Source organism: Sporosarcina ureae (assembly GCF_002101375.1).
Lineage (GTDB): Bacteria > Bacillota > Bacilli > Bacillales_A > Planococcaceae > Sporosarcina > Sporosarcina ureae_B.
In genome coordinates, this window is the sequence record NZ_CP015207.1 from 1531587 (window position 1) to 1551809 (window position 20223).

17 protein-coding genes are annotated in these 20223 nt (G+C 41.4%); 3 read left to right on the top strand and 14 right to left on the bottom strand.

Features of this window, described 5'->3' with window-relative positions; all coding sequences use genetic code 11:
- Positions 1–17: 17 nt before the first annotated feature.
- From SporoP8_RS07580 to SporoP8_RS07635, 12 genes are all read right to left on the bottom strand, one after another.
- Positions 18–1067 (bottom strand): YkvI family membrane protein, encoded by a 1050-nt coding sequence (locus tag SporoP8_RS07580; RefSeq protein WP_085131946.1) that lies wholly within the window; start codon positions 1065–1067, stop codon positions 18–20.
- Positions 1068–1118: 51 nt separating this feature from the next.
- Positions 1119–1715: a DNA-3-methyladenine glycosylase gene (locus SporoP8_RS07585; RefSeq protein WP_085131947.1), complete on the bottom strand. Its 597-nt coding sequence runs from the start codon at positions 1713–1715 to the stop codon at positions 1119–1121.
- A gap of 21 nt (positions 1716–1736) precedes the next feature.
- Entirely contained in the window at positions 1737–3473 is a 1737-nt protein-coding gene (locus SporoP8_RS07590) for an ABC transporter ATP-binding protein (protein WP_085131948.1), read from the bottom strand.
- A 20-nt stretch (positions 3474–3493) separates the two neighbouring features.
- Positions 3494–4156 carry a uracil-DNA glycosylase gene (locus SporoP8_RS07595; protein WP_085131949.1) on the bottom strand — a complete coding sequence of 221 codons (663 nt, stop codon included), beginning with the start codon at positions 4154–4156 and terminating at the stop codon, positions 3494–3496.
- A gap of 108 nt (positions 4157–4264) precedes the next feature.
- Complete coding sequence (locus SporoP8_RS07600; protein ID WP_198166116.1) at positions 4265–5407, bottom strand: MFS transporter; 1143 nt, start codon at positions 5405–5407, stop codon at positions 4265–4267.
- Positions 5408–5870: 463 nt separating this feature from the next.
- Positions 5871–6833, bottom strand: coding sequence for a siderophore ABC transporter substrate-binding protein (locus SporoP8_RS07605; RefSeq protein WP_085131951.1), 963 nt, complete (start codon positions 6831–6833; stop codon positions 5871–5873).
- A 33-nt stretch (positions 6834–6866) separates the two neighbouring features.
- Positions 6867–7628 (bottom strand): iron ABC transporter ATP-binding protein, encoded by a 762-nt coding sequence (locus tag SporoP8_RS07610; protein WP_085131952.1) that lies wholly within the window; start codon positions 7626–7628, stop codon positions 6867–6869.
- On the bottom strand, positions 7625–8575 hold the full coding sequence (locus SporoP8_RS07615; RefSeq protein WP_085131953.1) for an iron chelate uptake ABC transporter family permease subunit: 951 nt from the start codon (positions 8573–8575) through the stop codon (positions 7625–7627). Before SporoP8_RS07615 ends, SporoP8_RS07610 begins: the two co-directional genes overlap by 4 nt.
- Positions 8568–9518 (bottom strand): ABC transporter permease, encoded by a 951-nt coding sequence (locus SporoP8_RS07620; protein WP_085131954.1) that lies wholly within the window; start codon positions 9516–9518, stop codon positions 8568–8570. The genes SporoP8_RS07615 and SporoP8_RS07620 overlap by 8 nt, the downstream gene beginning before the upstream one ends.
- Positions 9519–9749: 231 nt before the next feature.
- Entirely contained in the window at positions 9750–10598 is an 849-nt protein-coding gene (locus SporoP8_RS07625; RefSeq protein WP_085131955.1) for a DUF6612 family protein, read from the bottom strand.
- Positions 10599–10879: 281 nt separating this feature from the next.
- Positions 10880–12148 (bottom strand): GTPase HflX, encoded by a 1269-nt coding sequence (gene hflX / locus SporoP8_RS07630; protein ID WP_085131956.1) that lies wholly within the window; start codon positions 12146–12148, stop codon positions 10880–10882.
- Positions 12149–12199: 51 nt separating this feature from the next.
- Entirely contained in the window at positions 12200–12904 is a 705-nt protein-coding gene (locus SporoP8_RS07635) for a VOC family protein (protein WP_085131957.1), read from the bottom strand.
- Between the two features lie 200 nt (positions 12905–13104).
- Here SporoP8_RS07635 and nfsA point away from each other — a divergent pair, with 200 nt between their 5' ends.
- Both nfsA and SporoP8_RS07645 read left to right on the top strand, forming a co-directional pair.
- On the top strand, positions 13105–13836 hold the full coding sequence (gene nfsA, locus SporoP8_RS07640) for an oxygen-insensitive NADPH nitroreductase (RefSeq protein ID WP_085131958.1): 732 nt from the start codon (positions 13105–13107) through the stop codon (positions 13834–13836).
- A 22-nt stretch (positions 13837–13858) separates the two neighbouring features.
- Positions 13859–15052, top strand: a complete 1194-nt coding sequence (locus tag SporoP8_RS07645) for a class I SAM-dependent methyltransferase (RefSeq protein WP_085131959.1) — start codon at positions 13859–13861, stop codon at positions 15050–15052.
- 59 nt (positions 15053–15111) lie between these two features.
- Here SporoP8_RS07645 and SporoP8_RS07650 read toward each other — a convergent pair whose 3' ends face one another.
- Positions 15112–16296, bottom strand: coding sequence for a MalY/PatB family protein (locus SporoP8_RS07650; protein WP_085131960.1), 1185 nt, complete (start codon positions 16294–16296; stop codon positions 15112–15114).
- Between the two features lie 146 nt (positions 16297–16442).
- Between SporoP8_RS07650 and SporoP8_RS07655 the strand changes: the two genes are divergently transcribed.
- Positions 16443–18671 carry an S-layer homology domain-containing protein gene (locus SporoP8_RS07655; protein ID WP_198166094.1) on the top strand — a complete coding sequence of 743 codons (2229 nt, stop codon included), beginning with the start codon at positions 16443–16445 and terminating at the stop codon, positions 18669–18671.
- A 61-nt stretch (positions 18672–18732) separates the two neighbouring features.
- On the opposite strand, the gene putP is transcribed toward SporoP8_RS07655, so the two are convergent.
- Positions 18733–20214, bottom strand: coding sequence for a sodium/proline symporter PutP (gene putP, locus SporoP8_RS07660; RefSeq protein ID WP_085131962.1), 1482 nt, complete (start codon positions 20212–20214; stop codon positions 18733–18735).
- Between the last annotated feature and the right edge of the window lie 9 nt (positions 20215–20223).

The window sequence follows — 20223 nt, forward strand, 5'->3', positions numbered from 1 at the left end:
ATTCGCGGGGGTTGTTTTTATATTTTATTCGGCATACGGATCGAAGCCATAATGAGTGCAACTACTAAAAACAGACCTAAATAGCCGACAACCGGATACAGTGTACTGACCAAATTTGTGAATCCAAAAAAACTCAGTGCATAGCCAATTACTAATGAACAGGCTACGAATAGCTTAAACTTCATCGTACCACTTTGGATGAATCGAGCACCAAACGCATAAAACATACTGACTGCTGTATTAAAGATCATACCGTATAAAATAACCGCCATGAAAATTGCAAAGATCGGTGAAATATTATTGATGATGGCAAGCATCGGTAAATCTGCCCCCGCCACGTTTTCCACTTGTGAAAAAAGTGCCAAATGACTTAACAGAATTAAAATACCTAATCCAAGACCACCTACAAATCCACCTCGCGCCGCAATCTTTTCATCCTCTTCCGCACCTCCCATGACAATAGCCATCGAAGCACCAACCGCAATATTAAATGACACATAGTTAATTGCAGATATGAACCAGTTAGGCAATGTCGTCGGCAATGCTTTGGCAACAGGATCAAGAACTGCGAAGGTTGTATCCATCGTGATGATACTGTAAACAGAGACAACAACTACCATAATAATTAAAAACGGTGTTACACTGCCGATTACAGCGACTACTTTATCTACGTTTAATAATATCGTCAAGAACACCAAAACTATCATAAGCAAACTACCTACAAATGTCGGCAAGCCAAATTGCTGATGTAAATTAGCACCCGCACCCGCTAGCATAACTACACCTACGCCAAATAGTGTAAAGATGATAATACCATCTACTATTACACCTAAATAGCGTCCACTGATTTTGTAGATCACGTCTTTATGTGAAGTTGTTCGCAATCGACTTCCAAGACGCGTTAATGTCATTCCTAAGTAAGCGAAGAGTGCCGTACAAATCACTGCGCCAATCATACCTAAATAACCGAAACTCGTAAAATACGTCATGATTTCATTACCGGAAGCAAATCCCGCCCCTACGATAATTCCAATAAATGCACTGCCCATTCTCAATATTTTTTTCATAATTTCCCCTATTCTTCTCTGTAACCAAATATATTCGAGATGTTCATTAATTTATTTTCTATACTTTGAGACGAACGGGTTGTCCTTTTCATAGAAACGCCAAGGGTAATGCACGGCTTCACCCGTGTTGCCAATCCCTACCCGCGGACCTGCTTCTATTTCAGCCTGAGGAAAGCCTTCAGCTATGTAGAGAGGCTTCTGTGTCCAATGATGTCCGTAGTATGACATCGTCACCCCGAGAGCCTTGGAAAGTTTCCCGGGTCCATTTGTAAGATCGGTTTCTCTCTTAATGTGTATGCCACGGCGTTGTTGCATATGACTTACTCCTTCTATTGGTTCACCTGCCCGTAGTAACACGGCATGCGGTGTCCCCTCTTGAGCACAGACGACATTCATTAGCGTGTGGGTATGCATCTGATATGTATATACGGATCCCGGCTTACCGAACATGACTTCCGTTCGCTTCGTTCTACGGTTACCATAACTATGCGCAGCACGGTCTTCAGCTCCGTGATACGCTTCAGTTTCCACAATTCTGACCACTGACAGTCCTTCGGGTTGCTCATGTACAATATATTGTCCGACTAGATTACGAGCAAGCTCTAGTACAGGTACATTGAAGAAAGATGAATCAATTGGTTCATACATATGATCTTCTCCTTTCAGTTCTTATGCCAATCCTTGTCCTTCTGCGAATTCACGATAGAGCTCATGTGTTTCCAATAGTTCTGCATGATTTCCTCTACCTGTAATCTGGCCATTCTCTAAAAACAGTAACTGGTTTGCATGCAGTACGGTAGCCAACCGATGTGCAATAATAAGCGTTGTTCTACCGTGCATCAAATGGTGCAATGCTTCTTGTACATGTGTTTCCGAACCGCTATCTAAATTCGATGTAGCTTCATCCAACAATAGAATCTCAGGGTTATGCAATAAAGCGCGCGCGATTGCAATGCGTTGGCGCTGACCACCAGACAACTTCATACCGCGCTCCCCAACCATCGTATCGAATTGATCCGGCATATCTTTAATGAATGTATACGCATTGGCAGCTCTTGCAGCTTCAATGACTTGTTCAAGAGGCGGTCTCTTTTCAAGACCATACGCAATGTTATCTAAGATAGTTCCGCTTAATAAAGGGCTTTCCTGCGACACATAGCCTATACGCCGACGCCAGTCGGATAACGGAATCGTTTGGATCGGATCTTCTCCAAGCCGTATTTCCCCCGAAGTCGGTTGATAGAATCTCTCCATCAATGAAAAAATCGTCGTCTTCCCTCCACCGCTTGGTCCGACGAATGCCGTTACTGTTCCTCGCTCTGCAGTGAATGAAATTCCGTTCACTACACCTTTTCCATCTTCATATGAAAAATGAACATTTGAAAATGTAATGGCACCTTCCATTTTCGATGTACGTACACCATCTGCCGGTTCTGAATCCATTCGTAGAATCCCTTGAATTCTTTCTGTCGCCCCTATCGCCTTTTGGAATGAAGTGAAAAATTGAGCCATTCGTGCGAACGGAATGATAATCTGAAACAGCAAGAAAATAATTGCAACCAATGTTCCAGCTGATAATGCTCCTTTTGCAACTTGCGCTCCTCCATACCCGAGAATCACTACTAGGATGCCCATCATCGTCAACATCATGATAGGTGAAATAACAGCTTGGATTTTCGCTTCTTTCAACCCATAACGAAATAGGGATTGAATTGCATTTTTGCCTTTCTCTCCTTCAATAGGTTCCGCGCGGTATGCTTTCACTAACCGAATATCCCCAAGCACACGGCCGAGATGTCCCGAAAACTTTGCCATTTCAGCCTGTGTCGCTTTCGCTACTTTGTGCATTAAGCGTCCAAGCGGAAATAAAATTGCCATACTAACAGGCACACTGATCAACATGATGATCGTCATTTTCCAATCGAGCACCAGTAAAATAATGACCGCTCCGATAATCGAGATCATACCCGAGATGAACGAGACTAAGTGCTCTGAGACAAGTGATTTTAATATGGTTGTATCTTGTGTAATTCGACTCATCGTTTCGCCCGTTTCATTTTGATCAAAATATGGCACAGGTAAACGCAATACTTTTTGCCATAACTGATTACGCAAGTCCGCAACTACTGTCTCGCCAATAAAGGCAAGCATATAGTAGGAGAAACCTCCGGCAATTGCTTGTATCACGAATAAAACGAGCAGGAAAATGCCGGTCTTCCAGTTCAATAGCTCACTGGTGAATGAGTCCACTAAATCTTTGGTGATTAATGGCACAGCAAGTCCTGCAGCCGTTTCAACGAGAGATAGCACTAGGGCAACGATGGTTACGGCTACTGGCCAATGCAATGTCTTGACTAGACTCATAAAGTTTTTAACGGATCCTTTAGGTTTTACTTGTGCATTCATGATGTATCCTCTTTTCTACTTCATTCAAACGGATAGTTCATTTCCCCTTGAAGATATTCACCAATGCGACGCCAATCGGCTTCCAGTTCAGGTCTAAGGGATGGGCGATAAAACACTGAAGCCGGATGGAATGTCGGTATTATAGTGTACGATTCATCTGTTAGGCTATATTGTTTATCTTCTAATTTTGCTAAATATTGCACTGGTTGCGTCAGTACTTGTCCATGAAGAACCGTGACCTTCGCATGTTTACCTATCAATCGCTGCAAGCCAATATTCCCCAGTGTGACAATGAGCTTTGGTTGAAGATTGGCAACTTCAAAATCAAGGACTCGTGCATGAGCCAATTGCTCCTTTTGTGTGGGTGGACGATTATACTTACGTTCCGTCAAACTACCATCCCGTTCTTTCCTCGTCCCCCATTTGTAAGGTCTACTGCGGAACGAACTCGTCATATAGACATCTTCACGTGTTAACCCTATTGATGCAAGAGATTTCATCAATTCATCACCTGCACGACCAATGAACGGAACACCATGAATCGCTTCGTGTTCACCCGGTGCTTCACCAATTAGTAAGAGTGTTGGTGATTGCGGACCTTCTCCGTGGACAAAGCCTTCTACTGGAAATCCTTCGCTGCGTTCTAAAGCTATACGCGCAATTTCATCTGGTACACGAAACATTGCATTCACTCCTTTCTACAATTATAAAGGTTTCGCTACCGAATAAAAAATGTTAACCATCGAAAAAGCCGCTCCCATTTATGTAAAATGAAAACGACTTATCTTATACTATGTTAACTCAGTTTGTTTTGTTTCTGTTCCTAGGAAAATAACAGCTAATACACCTATCATAATTGCTGCGCAGAAAATACCAAAGATGATTCCGAAGCCATATCCAGCTGTTAACAGTGATCCAACGAGAAGTGGTCCGAAAATACCTCCCACACGCCCAACTGCCGCCGCAACCCCAGAGCCTGTCGCTCGAATAGCGGTAGGATATTGTTCCGGTGAATATGCATAAAGAGCTCCCCATGCACCCAAGTTAAAGAAGGATAGAAACGCACCAGCAACCATCAACGTAGTCAATGTCTCCGCATTACCGAAAGCTAAAGCACTGAGTGCCGTTCCGAATAAATAAGTAGCAAGGACGAACTTGCGCCCCATGCGTTCAATTAGCCACGCGGCACTGAAGTAACCTGGTAACTGTGCCAGGGTCATCAATAATACATAGCCAAAGCTTTTGATTAAACTGAAGCCTTTGATCACCATGACGCTTGGTAGCCAAAGGAACATACCGTAATACGAGAAGACCACGGCAAACCATACGATCCACAGCATAAGCGTCCGTCTTCTAAATGCCGGTGCCAGTAATTGCTTTAGTTTCTGTCCTGTCGTTTGTGATATCTTTCCTTGCTCTTCAAACTTCTTAGAGTCGGGTAAATTACGTCGTAAGTAAATCGCATAAAATGCCGGTAGTGCCGTGATGATCAGTGCCACTCTCCAACCGAACTCCGGAATAATGAAATAGGCTATTAAAGCCGCTAAGAGCCAACCCGCTGCCCAAAAACTTTCAAGCAACACCACTACACGTCCCCGCTCTTTTGCGGATACGCTTTCCGAAACTAATGTAGAAGCAACAGGCAACTCCCCACCTAACCCAGCTCCTACTAAGAAACGTAAAGCTAAGAACGCCCATAACGTTGTCGTCAAAGCGGATAAGCCGCTCGCAACTGAAAACAAAACCAATGTCATCATAAATACTTGCTTACGTCCAATCCGATCGGCTAATAAACCGAATCCGAATGCACCTATCGCCATACCGATGGAATTAATGCTACCTATCCAGCCCATCTCAGTCGAAGTTAGATTCCACTCTACGGCTAGTGCAGCAATGACGAATGATAGAATTCCAACGTCCATCGCATCGAACATCCAACCAGTACCTGCGATACCCAGTAATTTATTTCGTGAGATTTCCTTCTTTTTCACAGGTCTTCTACCTTTCTATTGTGCAATCTTTATATGTCTTTACAGGTGTCATTATAGCATTTTTTGTTTGTATTTGACTAGTTTTGTTTTCTGGGGATTTCTGGATGTGATTGGCTGTGGGTAGTTATAGAGCGGGACGGCTGTGGGTATGAGCGGGTAGCGAACGCGATTGAGCGCGACGAACGCGGCTTTGAGCGGATAGCGAACGCGATTGAGCGGAACGAATGCGGCTTTGAGCGGATAGCGAACGCGATTGAGCGCGACGGCTACGGGTATGAGCGGATAGCGAACGCGATTGAGCGCTTGTCATAGTTTAATGAGCGCGGCCTGATAAATTACGGCTAAAAAGATGATCATGAAGAGAAAAAACCCCAGAAGACAGAGTCTCCTGGGATTTCATTCATTCTTATAGTCCAGCCTCTACTTCTTTGATCATTTCTTTGATCGATTGAAGACCGCCACCAGATAGGTACCAATATTCACCGTTCAAATAAACCATTTTGTCATTCTTGAATGCGTTTGTTTTCTTTACAAGATCGTTTTCGACAGAATCTTTCGCTGTTGCGCCGTTACCAATTGCTGCGTCGCGGTCGATGATGAAGAGAATGTCTGGGTTTGTTTCTAAGATATATTCAAACGTGATATTTTGTCCATGAGTAGAAACTTCGATGTTCTCGTCAGCAGGTTCAAATCCGAATACGTCATGAACTAATCCAAATCGTGAGTTTGGGCCGTATGCACTGACTTTTCCTTCAGTTGCTAGGATGATCAATGCTTTGCTGTCGATACCTTCAGTTTTAGTTTTGATTTCTTCAATGCTTGCATCTACGTCTGCTAATTCAGTTTTCATTTCATCTTCTTTATCGAAAATTGTAGCAATTTTACCCATGTTCTCTTTGAAAGATTCCATGTAGTTAGACGTATCAACGCCCATGTAGATTGTTGGAGCAATTTCAGATAGCTGATCATATAAGTCTGTTTGACGTCCAGAGATGAAGATCACATCTGGCTTCATTGCATTGATTGCTTCAAAGTCTGGCTCTTTCAAACTACCTAGATTTTCATACTTTTTGTCTTCATATTTAGAAAGATAACCGGGAACGTTTGATTGTGGAAGTCCTGCTACTTCAATTCCTAGTTCATCCAATGTATCTAATGTTCCGAAGTCAAAAACTACTACCTTTTCAGGGTTCTTTTCAAGTGTTGTTTCACCAAGTTCATGTGTAATGGTTACTTCTGTGCTTTCTTCAGCTGGCTTATCTTCAGGTGTAGCATTGTCTGCAGGTTTTTCTTCGTCTTTTGCGCCGCCACAAGCAGCCAGTGCTAGCATTAAGATCAATGCGAATAAGGATAGGGTAAGTTTCTTCATTTCAGTATAATTCCTCACTTTTTAAAGTTTATTTTAAGAGTTAAAATACACACAAATTCGGCAATCTTTCATTTGTTGAATCGGAATTTCCATGTCATAAATTTCGCGTAATGACTCTGAGGTAATAATATCGTTCGTTACTCCGTCTTTGACGATTCTTCCGTTTTTCAACGCAACAATTCGGTCTGAATAGACAGAGGCAAAGTTGATGTCATGCAAGACGATGACCACAGTTTTGCCGAGATCATTGACAAGCTGACGCAAGATTTTCATGATTTGCACAGAGTGTTTCATGTCCAGGTTATTCAGTGGCTCATCGAGTAAAATATAATCGGTGTCTTGTGCAATCGTCATTGCAATAAAAGCCCGCTGACGCTGACCGCCAGATAATTCATCCAAATACGCTTCTTGCATGTCAGTCAGGCCCATATACTCCAACGCCTGATCCACCATCCGGTCATCTTCTTCCTGAAGACGGCCCTTACAGTGCGGGAAACGGCCGAATGAAACAAGTTCACGGATGGTAAGTTTGACATTCATGAAGTTGGATTGCTTTAAAATCGCGACGCGCTTAGCGAAGTCATTGGATTTCATATCTTTCACTTTGCTTTTATCGAGCAATACTTCGCCCGTGTCAGCATCCATTAATCGACTTACCATCGAGAGAAGAGTAGATTTACCAGCCCCGTTCGGTCCAATGAATGACGTGATTTTTCCACGATGAATATTTACACTGACCTTTTCGACGACTGCTTTTTTCCCATAAAACTTCGTTAACTCACGAACTTGGATCATGAAGATCGACTCTCCTTTAATAATAAGTAGATAAAGTAAATGCCACCGACAAAGTTAATGATCACACTGAGTGTGGTCGAGAAAGAAAATAGACGTTCAACGATCCATTGTCCACCAACTAATGCAATAACACTCATCAATGCAGCACCGGCAATCAACACCGAATGCTTAAACGTGTTGAAGAATTGGTAAGACAAGTTGGCTACGATCAATCCGAAGAATGTAATCGGACCTACAAGTGCCGTGGACACCGCAATCAGTACTGCCGATAAAATCAACATGATCTTGACGACCGACTGATACGGCACACCCAGATTGATTGCCGTATCCCGTCCCAATGATAAAACATCGAGTTCATTGATATAGCGCCAACCAATAAGAAGTGTGATAACCAATATCGCTAATGCCCACCAAACGAGATCCCCGTTGATATTGTTGAAACTCGCAAACATCTTATCTTGCACACGCAAAAATTCATTCGGATCAATCATCACTTGCAGGAATGTCGAAATACTTCCGAAGAATGTACCGACAATGATACCGACTAGCAATAAGAAATAGATCGGTCGGTTCCCTTTACCGAATAAGAAGTGATAGAGCAACAAAGCGAATATTATCATCGCACCGACCGACAGCATGAAGTTAAATTGCTGGTTGATCAGTACAAATGAAGTCGAACCGAAAAAGAAAATAAGAACGGTTTGCAGCAAGATATAGAGTGAATCCAATCCCATGATGCTTGGTGTTAAAATGCGGTTATGCGTGATCGTCTGGAAAATAACCGTGGAATATGCCACTGCCACACCTGTTAAAATCATCGCCACCACTTTGACCGCTCTTCTAGGAAGTGCATAGTCATAACTACCGTTCAAACCTTCAAATAGATACAAGCCGCAAAATACTAATGAAAATGCTAATAAAATTAGTAGCTTCGTTGAGTTACGCATAGGCTTTCCCCCTAAACAACAAGAACAGGAAGATTGCGCTTCCGATGACACCGACCATTAAACTGATCGAGATTTCATAAGGGAAGATAATAACCCTGCCTAGAATGTCACAGATAAGAAGGAAGATTGCGCCTAGCAATGCAGTATGCGGCAACGTCTTTTGTAGATGGTCTCCTTTAAAAATCGAGACAATGTTCGGAATGATTAACCCTAGGAAAGGAATCAGTCCCACTGTCAATACAACGGTTGTCGTAATTAACGCAACTAAGATCAACCCAATATTGACGATACTCTTATAAGCGAGTCCTAAGTTCTTGGAAAAGTCTTCCCCCATACCCGCCACTGTAAATCGATTCGCATATAAATATGTAATGATCAACACAGGTATACTAATATACAAAAGCTCATAACGGCCTTTCATGATCATGGAAAAATCTCCTTGAAGCCAAGCAGACATATTCTGGATCACGTTTGCTTTATATGCAAAAAATGTGGCGATGGAAGATAAAATATTTCCGAACATCAATCCAACAAGCGGAATGAAGATCGCGTCTTTAAATTTAATACGGTCGAGAATTTGCATAAACAAGAAAGTGCCAAGCAAGGCGAATGTGAACGAAACCGCCATTTTTTCTAATAATGTTGCGTTGGTAAATATCAACATAGATACCAAGATTCCCAGTTTAGTCGCATCCAACGTTCCTGCTGTGGTGGGAGATACAAATTTATTGCGGCTCAGTTGTTGCATAATCAAACCTGCAATACTCATCCCTGCGCCAGCGAGTAATATCGCGACTAATCGAGGAACTCGACTAATCAAGAATATTTCTGTTGCTTCTGAACGCCAGTCCAATAGGTCCGCTGGTGTGATTCGGCTTGCGCCGACAAACAGCGAAAGAAATGATAAAAGTATAACTGCTGTAATTAAGTAACGTTTCTTCATGAAGAACTCCGATATCGAATATTTGAGCATCTCTCACTTAAATGAAAATGATTATCATTCGCTCAAGAACAACATTACCGCGTTTAACATATGATGTCAATATCTAAATGAAAATCGTTATCAATACTTTTAAAATTCTACTCATTACAGAATCTGTTAACCTCTTATTCAATCTTATGAATTCATACGAAAAAGCCGTTTTCCGTATAACACGGAAAACGGCTTTTTCATTTACTGCTGATCCATTTCTTGGGCACTATCTATTATTTCTTTCGGGACTTTGATTTCATCAATCTCATTGATCTTTGTCATCGTACCTTTAATATTCTGTGTGACTTTAACTTGCTGACCTTGCTCATCCATTGTCATAGTCATATCCATGTCAAAGTCTTTTGTGAAGAATGTCTTTTTATCTATAGTGAATTGTAGGTCAACTTTTTCAACTTTCATATCTGTTTCTTCCAACATGGCTTCATCTGCTTCTGGTGGCATGTTCTTCTCTAACAATTCTTTCATGAGCTCACTAAACTTTTCACCGGAACCTACCAATGTCAGAACGTATTCATCGTCGGTCTCTTCAAATGTAAAATCTTCTGTGTAATCCTTATACATGGTGAAGTCCACTGGTGATTCAGTCACTCCCATCATTTGACCGGCAGCTTCTTTATACAATTCATCCGGTAATTTTATCCAACCGCCTGATTGTGGGTCTTTCATGAAGAAGCCTTCTTCTGTCATATATTGTTCTATTGCCATTTCTTCATCGCCTACTTGCATATTCATCGTTTGGCGCATAGCAAGTGGTTCAAGAATCATATCCATATCAATCGTCGAATGAATGTCTTGCTTCTCATCACCCATTTCCAACGTTTGCATAATTTCCATATCCGAATGCATACTTTGCTGCGTTTCAGCTGCTGCATTCGCTTTTTCCATTACTTCACCGGCTGTCAGTTCACTATTTACGACCACTTCTTCTTCATCTGTAATAGGATTTTTTTGAGGTTCAGCAGTTTGACCACAGGCACTTAAAACAACTGCTAGTGTTCCTGCTGTAAGAATTGTTGTCCATTTTTTCATACAGTCCATCACTCCTTATATATTGTTCCCGCTTAGTTGTACGATTGATTAAAGAAAAACCTTCAGATCCACACTGGCAATTGACAAACCCCATTTTTATAGAAGCATAAAAAAATTTGAATACTTCGAGTGAGTGTACCAAGTATTTTTCTTTGAATTCCATCAAGAGGTTTAGAATTTTGTAAATCGGGCAAACTAGAAGCATCCCACCCCCTTTCTCTTCTTATAAAGATAAAAGGATTTGGCTACATGCATTGTGCATGTAGCCCTTTTTTATTTAATCACTTCAGAATAAATTCTTGTAGACGTTCACATTCACTTTCGGGCATTTCCACAGTCATCAATGTGCCTTCTTCTTCGTAAGCTGTATCTTTGATCGAAGCATTTTCGTTGAGATGGGAAACGATTTCACCACGGTCGTATGGGATCATTAATTTACACGTGATATATTGCCTGAATAAGTTTTGTTGGATCAAAGTTAACAATTCAGGGATTCCTTTATTTTCGCCGGCGGACATCCAAATACTCTGATCTTTTATACGCGGATAGACGATTTCGGTCAAGTCCGATTTGTTATATATATTGATAGTAGGGATACTTTTCACACCAATATCTCCTAATGTTTCATTGGTAACATCCATCATATGACCATGTTCTTCGTCGGAAACATCCACAACATGCAACAGTAAGTCTGCATTCTTGGCTTCTTCTAATGTCGAACGAAATGCTTGGACAAGATGGTGAGGAAGTTTAGAAACGAACCCTACAGTATCTGTTAAAATAAATTCTTTTTTATCTTGTAGTTTGATTTTCCTTACGGCAGTTTCGAGCGTTGCGAATAGCATGTCTTTTTCACTAACTTCTTTGGATTCATCTACATCCGTATATTGTAGCAATCGATTCATCAACGTGGATTTCCCAGCGTTTGTGTAACCTACAATGGATACAACAGGTATACCGCTTCTGACACGCTGTTTTCGCTGTGTTTCACGTTGATCACTTACATGCTCAAGTTCTCTGCGAAGTTTAGCGATCTGATCTTCAATTTTCCGACGATCGAGCTCAAGCTTCGTTTCACCGGCTCCTTTATTCTGTAAGCCGCCTCCTGTTCCGCCACCTTGCCTGCTAAGTGAAGCTCGAAGTCCAACAAGTCTCGGCAATGTATATTGCAGTTGTGCTAATTCAACTTGCATCTGCGCCTCTCGATTGCGTGCCCGCCTTGCAAAAATATCCAATATAAGCATAGTACGGTCAATAATTTTACATTCTAGATCTCTCTCCAAGTTTCTCAACTGGGAAGGCGATAATTCATCATTGAAGATTAGTAAATTTGCTTCAGATTCCTCATATACATCACGGATTTCATCAATCTTACCTTTTCCAATATAAGTGGATGGATTTTTCCGTTCTAAATTTTGTGTCACTTCACCTAGAACTTCCACATTGATTGCTTCCGCCAAATTCTTTAGTTCTTCCATCGCATATTCAAAGTGCAAATCCTTCTGTTCATGTACGCCAACTATTATGGCTTTTTCAATTAACACATCCATGCTAGCATCCCCCCGACATCTTTATATATAGTTTACCCTTCGTTCTGTTGCCTAATCGCTCGATGTGAAATGAATCTCTGCCAACCGCTGTACTTTTTCTTGTTTTTCTATAAAGCGCAATATAACGTTCCCAATTCGAATATCATGTACATCGCCGACTTTCTGTGATAATAGTATTGCCCATTCGCCTACTTCTTGTAATGGGTCTTCCACATGGAAAATACATTCTGAAACTTTTTGTTGTTGATGGAATATCGTTCGTGCACCCGTCTTAGCGAGACGAGATTGTCGCTGCGCTTCCGATTCATCCCATTCGATGAAGAATGGATATGGCAATTCATTGGAGACGTCTTGTTCAATAAATAACATCTTCCAACGAACCAACTCACCATCTTCTGTTTTTCTTGATGCATTGATAATTTTTGTTGTGGTGAATCCTTTGTTATCGAGTTCATCTTTCCATTGTTCCATATCTTCGACAGAAAAGCATACATTCGCCCAGCCATCTCCATATTGCTGATCATGAAAATAGTGTGCAATAAGTGGAAGATCCGTTGCCGCTACTCTCGCTTTGTCTTCATCTTCTACTGTCAGCCATTCGATATATACATTGTCAGCATACAATAATGCATTGGCTGTTCCCCAGTTTTCATGCCGCCCGCCAGCTACTGCCTGATTACCTTTTGCACGTTGTTCCATGACAATGCTTTGTACAGTATCCTGAGTGAAATAGACAAGGTGGTCGAGTTTCATCATATGTATCCCTCCTAAATAGATGATTTCCTTCTATCATATCAAACCTGTCCTATCAATCGGGTATCCCTACCTTTCTTAGTATGACATCCACTACAGTCAAAACGCGCTTCAGTGTTTCCCGAAAGGTCAGAATAGTGTAGGATAAAAGAAGAGTTTCAGGAAGATATATGTCCTGATGAAAACGAATGCGGAGGGATTGTATGGTAATCGATTTATTAACATCTCATTCATCGGTTCGACGTTATAAAGATGAACCGATTTCAAGAGAAACCGTTATAGAACTAATTAAAGCAGGTCAACACGCCGCCAGTTCTCACTTCGTGCAAGCATGTACTGTGATGTATGTAACAGACACTGAAAAACGGGGTCAGTTGGCTGAACTATCTAAGAATCGTCGTCAATTCTATACAGCTGGCGCAGTATTAGTATTTTGTATGGACTATAACCGATTATCTCACGCTGCCCGTTTACACGGTCAGGAAATTGATTATACAGTAGCAGAGAATGTGCTAGTCGGTGCAATCGACGTCGCTCTGTTCTCGCAAAATGTTGTCATTGCAGCCGAATCAAAAGGCTACGGCATTTGCTATATCGGCGGTGTACGAAATGCGATGGAAGAAATTTCACAAGTACTGGAATTGCCAAAAGGCGTTGTGCCTCTATTTGGATTGTCCATCGGTGTTCCAAATGAATCCAATGAAGTCAAACCGCGTTTGCCTGTAGAAGCCGTACTACATGAAAACACATATAACGAAGAAAAGTATCATGATCTTTTGCCAGCATATGACGAAATCATGAAAGAATACTATGCAAGCCGTGACTCCAATCAACGTGATGCGATGTGGACAAAAGAAATGGCAGATTTCCTTGAGTCACCAAGAAGAACGGATCTCGAGGCATTCTTACAAAAGCAAGGATTCCTATTGAACTGAAGATAGACAGGAGTGTCAAACGATGTCAGTAGACGACGTGCTGGAACTACTCCAGCGACGCATGAAAGATGGAACATTCATCCGTGCTACAATTAGTGGGCCACGAATGAAATCCAATGATGTAAAGCGAATTAAATTAAAGCCGCTTGAACTAAAAGGTGAATTTTACATTCAATTTGAATATCAACATGAACGTGTTCTTAAGCATGATAATGTGGCACTTGAAAACGTGAAGCAACCTTTGCAGGATGCATTGCAAAACTTTAAGCAATTCCATATTGATTTATCAGATGAAACGATGCAGATCCAAATATCCAAGAAGATGAAAGTTTCGATTAAACGAATTTTCCTCAATACCGAAAAGACGGTCGACTATTCGCATAATCGTATTAAGAATCATGCTTTACATGAAGGAACCCCTTACCCATTTCTCATTCGTCTCGGCGTTCAAACACCTGAAGGTAAGGTTAAAAATCAAAAACATGATAAGTTCCGCCAGATTAATCGTTTCGTCGAACTGATTGATGACACGCTTTCCCACTTGCCGAAAGACCGTCCAATTCGCATACTGGATTTTGGTTCGGGGAAATCGTATTTGACGTTCGCACTGTATCATTACTTGCGAATTGAAAAAGGCCTCGACATTCGTGTAACGGGGTTAGATCTAAAAAAAGAAGTCATTGAAGAATGCCAGGAAATTGCACGTGATCTGCAATACGATCAGCTAGAATTTCTAGTAGGCGATATCAATGAATATGATGGAGATACCGCAGTCGATATGGTCGTCACGCTTCACGCATGTGATGTGGCAACGGATATGGCATTAGCGAAAGCAGTCAACTGGGGAGCTTCCGTCATCCTATCTGTCCCTTGCTGTCAGCATGAGCTGTTTTCACAAGTTCAAGCTCCTGCACTCGACATCATGTTGCAGCACGGTTTAGTGAAAGAACGTTTTGCTGCACTCGCAACGGACTCCATCCGTGCAGAGTTGCTGACATTGGTTGGCTACGAATCACAACTTGTGGAGTTCATCGATATGGAGCATACACCAAAGAACATTTTAATACGTGCCTACCGTACTACTAAACAACCAACACTGGAACAAATTGATCGTTATGCAGCATTTAGGAATATGTTGCAAGCGAAGCCTTTCCTTGAGAATGAACTGAAGCCTTTGCTCGATTTTCTACCAGCACATGGCGACCAGACCATATAATCACGAAAAAGATCGCCGCAGCGTCATATTTTGACACTGCGGCGATCTTTATATATATCTTAAGATTGTGGCAAATGCTCGATGATACTATCTACTGCTTGCTTAATATAGTGAGGTTTTGTCCCAAGATTTAAACGAATGAAGCCTTTCGAGTTTTCCCCAAACCACTCTCCGTAGTCAATTGCTAGCCTACACGTATCTTGAACGAATTCTTTTACACCGTCTGGCTGGATATGTGCACGCAAATCAATCCATAATAAGTAAGTTCCTTCCAACGGTGTAACGATTAACTTAGGGGCATGCTCTGCGAATTGTTCGACCGCATAGCGTTCATTTGATTTAACGACTTCTCGTAGTCCTTCAAGCCAGTCTGCACCATGATTATAAGCAGCTTCTGCGGCCGTCATACCTAGCATATTGACTTCGGTTTGATTAACTGTTTTCACAAACGTATCGAATTGCTCTAGCAACGCTTCATTTTCAATGATGATTTGTGATGTCAATAAGCCTGCCAAGTTGAATGTTTTCGAAGCAGCGGTTACTGTAACAACACGTTTAGAGAACCTTCCTCCAGCCACAATCGCAGATGGAATATGTGTATGATCGCCAAACGTCATATCGTGATGGATTTCATCCGATACCACCAAGACGTCATGCTTGTCACAGATTGATAAGAGTTTTTCCGCTTCCTCTGCTGTCCAGACACGGCCTACAGGATTATGCGGTGTACAATGAATAAATAATTTCACGTCATTATCAACTATTTGCTTTTCAAAGTCTTCAAAATCGATCGTGTAGACGCCCTCTGTATTAATGAGTTCACTGCTTATGAGCGTACGACCTGTATCTTTCACTGCGTTGGCAAATGGATAATAAACTGGGGACAGAATGATCACTGCTTCTTTTGGTTTCGTAAATGCATTAACGAACCAGTATAACGCAGTCACAACCCCTGTTGAAAAACGCATCCATTCCTCTTTCACTTCATAGCCATGGCGTTCACGTTCCCAATTAATAAACGCTTTATAATAAGATTCAGGCGCATATGTATAACCAAATACTCCGAAGTCCACTTTTTCTTTCATTGCCTCTATTACTTGCTCTGGTGCCTTAAACTCCATATCGGCTACCCAAGCCGCAAGTAAATTCGCATCACCAAATCGTTCCTCAAGTTTATCCCATTTCAGCGAGTTCGTACCCTTTCGATCAATTGCATAACGTTCTAAAAATTCTTCTTTATTCATGTAGAAACCTCCTCGGCTCATATTTTCATAGTAATCTTTCTATTCCGATTGTAACATATGTCCCCTTTTGCTTCCTCCGTTGTTGTTATGATTTATTTTGGGGTATACTAGAGTATTGAAGCGACATTTAGTTGGAGGTCATGAAAGTGAGAAAATGGAATACCGCAATAGTTTTACTAGCACTACTTTTCATTTGTTCCATTCAGTCTGTCAGCGCACAAACGACAGATGTAAAATATATAGACGTCCCCAATGATCACTGGGCAAAAAATGAAATCATGCAGCTGGATGAAATGAAAATCATCACGGGCAATTTCGATATGCAGTTCCATCCCGAAACTCCACTAACAAAGGGGCAAGCTGCTGTTTCTTTATCTAAAATCTTCGGATCGAAATTCATTGATAAGTCTTACGGTTTTTCAGATATTGTATGGGGATCAGATAAAGGACGTTTTGCCTTGACCGCTGTCGAGAATGGATGGATCCAACCAAGCAAACAGGGAGTTTTCGGCTTTGATGAACCATTGACGAAGACAGAGCTATGGGACGCATTGATTACGGCTTTTGACATGGAAGAGGACCTCGGTAAAGTGTTATCGACTAGCTGGCCTTCCAGTTCGGATAGAGCTACATTAAAAAACATTCCTGTCTATACGTTTCCTCAAGTGGAGGAGTTTCTTCATTACGGCGACTCGATCGTATCAAGGGCATACTTTTCAAAAACATTGCACAGGATATTAGTGGAAACCAATCGTATTAAACAACCGAAACAATTTACACTCTCCAATCCGGAAGAGTCCATTCACTATAGTAAAAGTGTGCCTGAGACTAATTTAGGAAGTGTACCGTTTAGTACTCATCCCCTTTATTTGCGCTCTGAGGAAGCATTTGAATATAAAGACTTTACACAAACCAATTATGGAATTTCACGCGATAGTGCTTATACATATGCTGTCGGAAAAGAAGGCGCTGAAATCAAATTGACTGTTCGAGAATTGCCTAACAAAGATGTATTTGTATTTTCAGAACTAACTAACCCTACTGACAGGTCTATAACGGTAGAAGTACTTCAAAAAGAACAAGATATCGCACAGTTTGATCTATACCGCTATGATCGTTATCCACTCATGCGTGAGAATATAGATTTGGCGGATGCGGATATGACCACTTATCCGACAGGCTTACTGCGCTTCATCAAGACGGACGGCACTGTAGAAGAACGGATGATTGGACAGGCCTACCAATCCAAACAATTATCCCTTCGTTACGATAATGCTGAACAAAGTGTCTCTCGTGAACTTATTGGAGAACAAGAGAATTTCTCCTATACGTTAGCCGGAAAAACGCTATTATCTTCCTATAAACTACATGCTAATACAGGAGAAATAGTGGACCACTGGTATGTAGATTCCGATGAGCAATTGTTTAATTCAAAAGACGACCTATTCAAGTGGATGAGAGAAACAAGTCAGAATCACAAGAAGCGCAATAAGTGGTACACAGCTGAAGGCTCGTATAATAAATTGGCTGACTCGACAGAACCAATGCCCGTTACAGGTCAAAACTACGGTCGTAATTTATTGATGCTAAAAGAAGATCGCGCATTGACGCTTTATCATGAAAATAAAGGACGTTACTATGAGAATCTGGTCTATAATTCCTTCGTCAATTTGAAAAACTTCAAACAGGATAAAGACTACTGGGAAACAGAAGTAACAAGTACGTATCTAAAAAACTTATATGATATTCACGCACCATTTATTGATACGCGTTTCAATGAACAAATCGCTTTATTCTATTATAATATCGGTGATGAGTTCGGAATTCCTTCTGCGAATGAACCACTGCGAGATTATGCGGACCTTCTCGTTTCCCAGCAACGAAAAGGCAATATTAATCGAGTAGCCAGTGATGCATACTATATTGCAGACTACTTCCCAATAAAACAGAAAGTCACTACCCATACATCCATGAATCATGCACTTGGTGGTATGAATATTTTGCTCATGTCTTACCAAGAGTTTGGAGATTCGCGATATCTTCAAACCGCACGCAATATCCAGAGAGCCATTGTCTATCAAAAAGATAAATGGATTCGCGATAATGGAGATATATGGTATAAGGTTTCACCGGAATCTAATTTTGAAGGTGATGATTATAAACATTTGACGCTAGAAGACCTAATCGACTCCTATCAACTTTGGCAACAAATCGATTCAAGCTACTTGCCTACGTTAAAGCAACTCATTATTTCTAAGGCCACTTTCTTATCGAATGAAAAACTTGGCTATACGACGAAGATTAAAAAAGGACTTAAAGAAATTGGGCTATACGAGTATTTGCCTGATGGCGACGAAGTGACGGACGCGTTATAAATTATATTGACAGAGAAAAAAGAGCTATCCATTGCGTATTGCGCAATGTTAGCTCTTTTTTTCACATTTCTTCTTTGAGTAATTCCAATGTGTCATCGTATTCTCTTTCAATAACAGTATCGCGTTTATACGTTGCCTTACTTACTAATACCGCAACAATAAGGCAAAGCGCAAATCCAGGAACAATCTCATACAATGCATCGTGCAAGACATCGATACTTCCCCAAATACCTACCGTTACAGCACCAATAATCATACCGAACAATGCCCCTTTAGCCGTTAGCTTTCTCCAGTATAATGATAAGAGAATAATAGGACCAAATGCTCCGCCGAAACCTGCCCAAGCGAATGAAACCAATTTCAATACGGATTCTTTATTCGGCCAAGCGAGTATCATTGCGATGATCGTCACGACCAGAACAGCCAAACGCCCTAAAAATACATAGTGACTATCTGTAGCGTTTGTTTTGAAAACCGCTTTATATAAGTCTTCAATCAAAGCAGACGATGTCACAATCAATTGCGACGATATCGTACTCATAATAGCTGCCAATACCGCTGCTAGCATAATACCTGCAATCAGCGGATGGAAAATAATCTGTCCGAGAACGATAAAGACCGTTTCTGGATCCGCCAAGTCCACGTTGTTTTGTTGAAAATACGCGATACCAATTAATGCAGTAGCAATCGCACCAAACAAACTCAGTATCATCCAACCAATACCAATCCGTCTTGCACTCTTCGTCTCTTTCACCGACTTGATCGCCATGAAACGGACGATGATATGCGGCTGCCCAAAATAACCTAGACCCCATGCGAGCGAAGAGATTATTGTGACAACACTGACACCTGACACCAGGTTAAACAGTGCGGGATCTACTTCACGTATACTCGCTGCCGTTTCAGAGAAGCCACCTGTAATAAAAATTCCGAACGCCGGAACTAAAATCAGTGCCAGAAACATAATCAAACCTTGTACAAAATCGGTATAACTAACTGCTAAGAATCCACCGAACAATGTATATGCCAGAACTACCACCGATACAATAATCAGACCCGTATGATACTCTAGCCCAAATGAGCTCTGGAAGAATTTCCCGCCCGCTACCATACCTGAAGATACGTAGAATGTGAAGAACACTAAAATAATAATGCCTGAAGCCACTCTCAATAAGCGGGATGTATCTTTTAACCTGTTATCCAAGAAACTCGGAATCGTGATGGAGTTATTTGAAACTTGCGTATATGCACGTAAACGTGGTGCAACATATAACCAGTTTAGATAGGCACCTAATGTCAAACCTATCGCAATCCACGCTTCACCCAGTCCACTCAAGTAAATAGCACCCGGCAATCCCATCAATAGCCAACCCGACATATCGGAAGCTCCGGCACTTAATGCGGTAACTGCTGGTCCGAGCGACCGTCCACCTAACATATAATCCGTTAGATTCGATGTGCGTTTGAATGCATACCAACCGATTAGCAGCATGGCTATCATATAGACGACAATAGAAACAAGTTGGTACATTTGCTCCGTCATATAATCATC

Coding starts and splice junctions, on each gene's coding strand:
- SporoP8_RS07580 (WP_085131946.1), bottom strand. CDS start 1,067: ATGAAAAAAATATTGAGAATGGGCAGTGCATTTATTGGAATTATCGTA.
- SporoP8_RS07585 (WP_085131947.1), bottom strand. CDS start 1,715: ATGTATGAACCAATTGATTCATCTTTCTTCAATGTACCTGTACTAGAG.
- SporoP8_RS07590 (WP_085131948.1), bottom strand. CDS start 3,473: ATGAATGCACAAGTAAAACCTAAAGGATCCGTTAAAAACTTTATGAGT.
- SporoP8_RS07595 (WP_085131949.1), bottom strand. CDS start 4,156: ATGTTTCGTGTACCAGATGAAATTGCGCGTATAGCTTTAGAACGCAGC.
- SporoP8_RS07600 (WP_198166116.1), bottom strand. CDS start 5,407: ATGTTCGATGCGATGGACGTTGGAATTCTATCATTCGTCATTGCTGCA.
- SporoP8_RS07605 (WP_085131951.1), bottom strand. CDS start 6,833: ATGAAGAAACTTACCCTATCCTTATTCGCATTGATCTTAATGCTAGCA.
- SporoP8_RS07610 (WP_085131952.1), bottom strand. CDS start 7,628: ATGATCCAAGTTCGTGAGTTAACGAAGTTTTATGGGAAAAAAGCAGTC.
- SporoP8_RS07615 (WP_085131953.1), bottom strand. CDS start 8,575: ATGCGTAACTCAACGAAGCTACTAATTTTATTAGCATTTTCATTAGTA.
- SporoP8_RS07620 (WP_085131954.1), bottom strand. CDS start 9,518: ATGAAGAAACGTTACTTAATTACAGCAGTTATACTTTTATCATTTCTT.
- SporoP8_RS07625 (WP_085131955.1), bottom strand. CDS start 10,598: ATGAAAAAATGGACAACAATTCTTACAGCAGGAACACTAGCAGTTGTT.
- hflX (WP_085131956.1), bottom strand. CDS start 12,148: ATGGATGTGTTAATTGAAAAAGCCATAATAGTTGGCGTACATGAACAG.
- SporoP8_RS07635 (WP_085131957.1), bottom strand. CDS start 12,904: ATGATGAAACTCGACCACCTTGTCTATTTCACTCAGGATACTGTACAA.
- nfsA (WP_085131958.1), top strand. CDS start 13,105: ATGGTAATCGATTTATTAACATCTCATTCATCGGTTCGACGTTATAAA.
- SporoP8_RS07645 (WP_085131959.1), top strand. CDS start 13,859: ATGTCAGTAGACGACGTGCTGGAACTACTCCAGCGACGCATGAAAGAT.
- SporoP8_RS07650 (WP_085131960.1), bottom strand. CDS start 16,296: ATGAATAAAGAAGAATTTTTAGAACGTTATGCAATTGATCGAAAGGGT.
- putP (WP_085131962.1), bottom strand. CDS start 20,214: ATGACGGAGCAAATGTACCAACTTGTTTCTATTGTCGTCTATATGATA.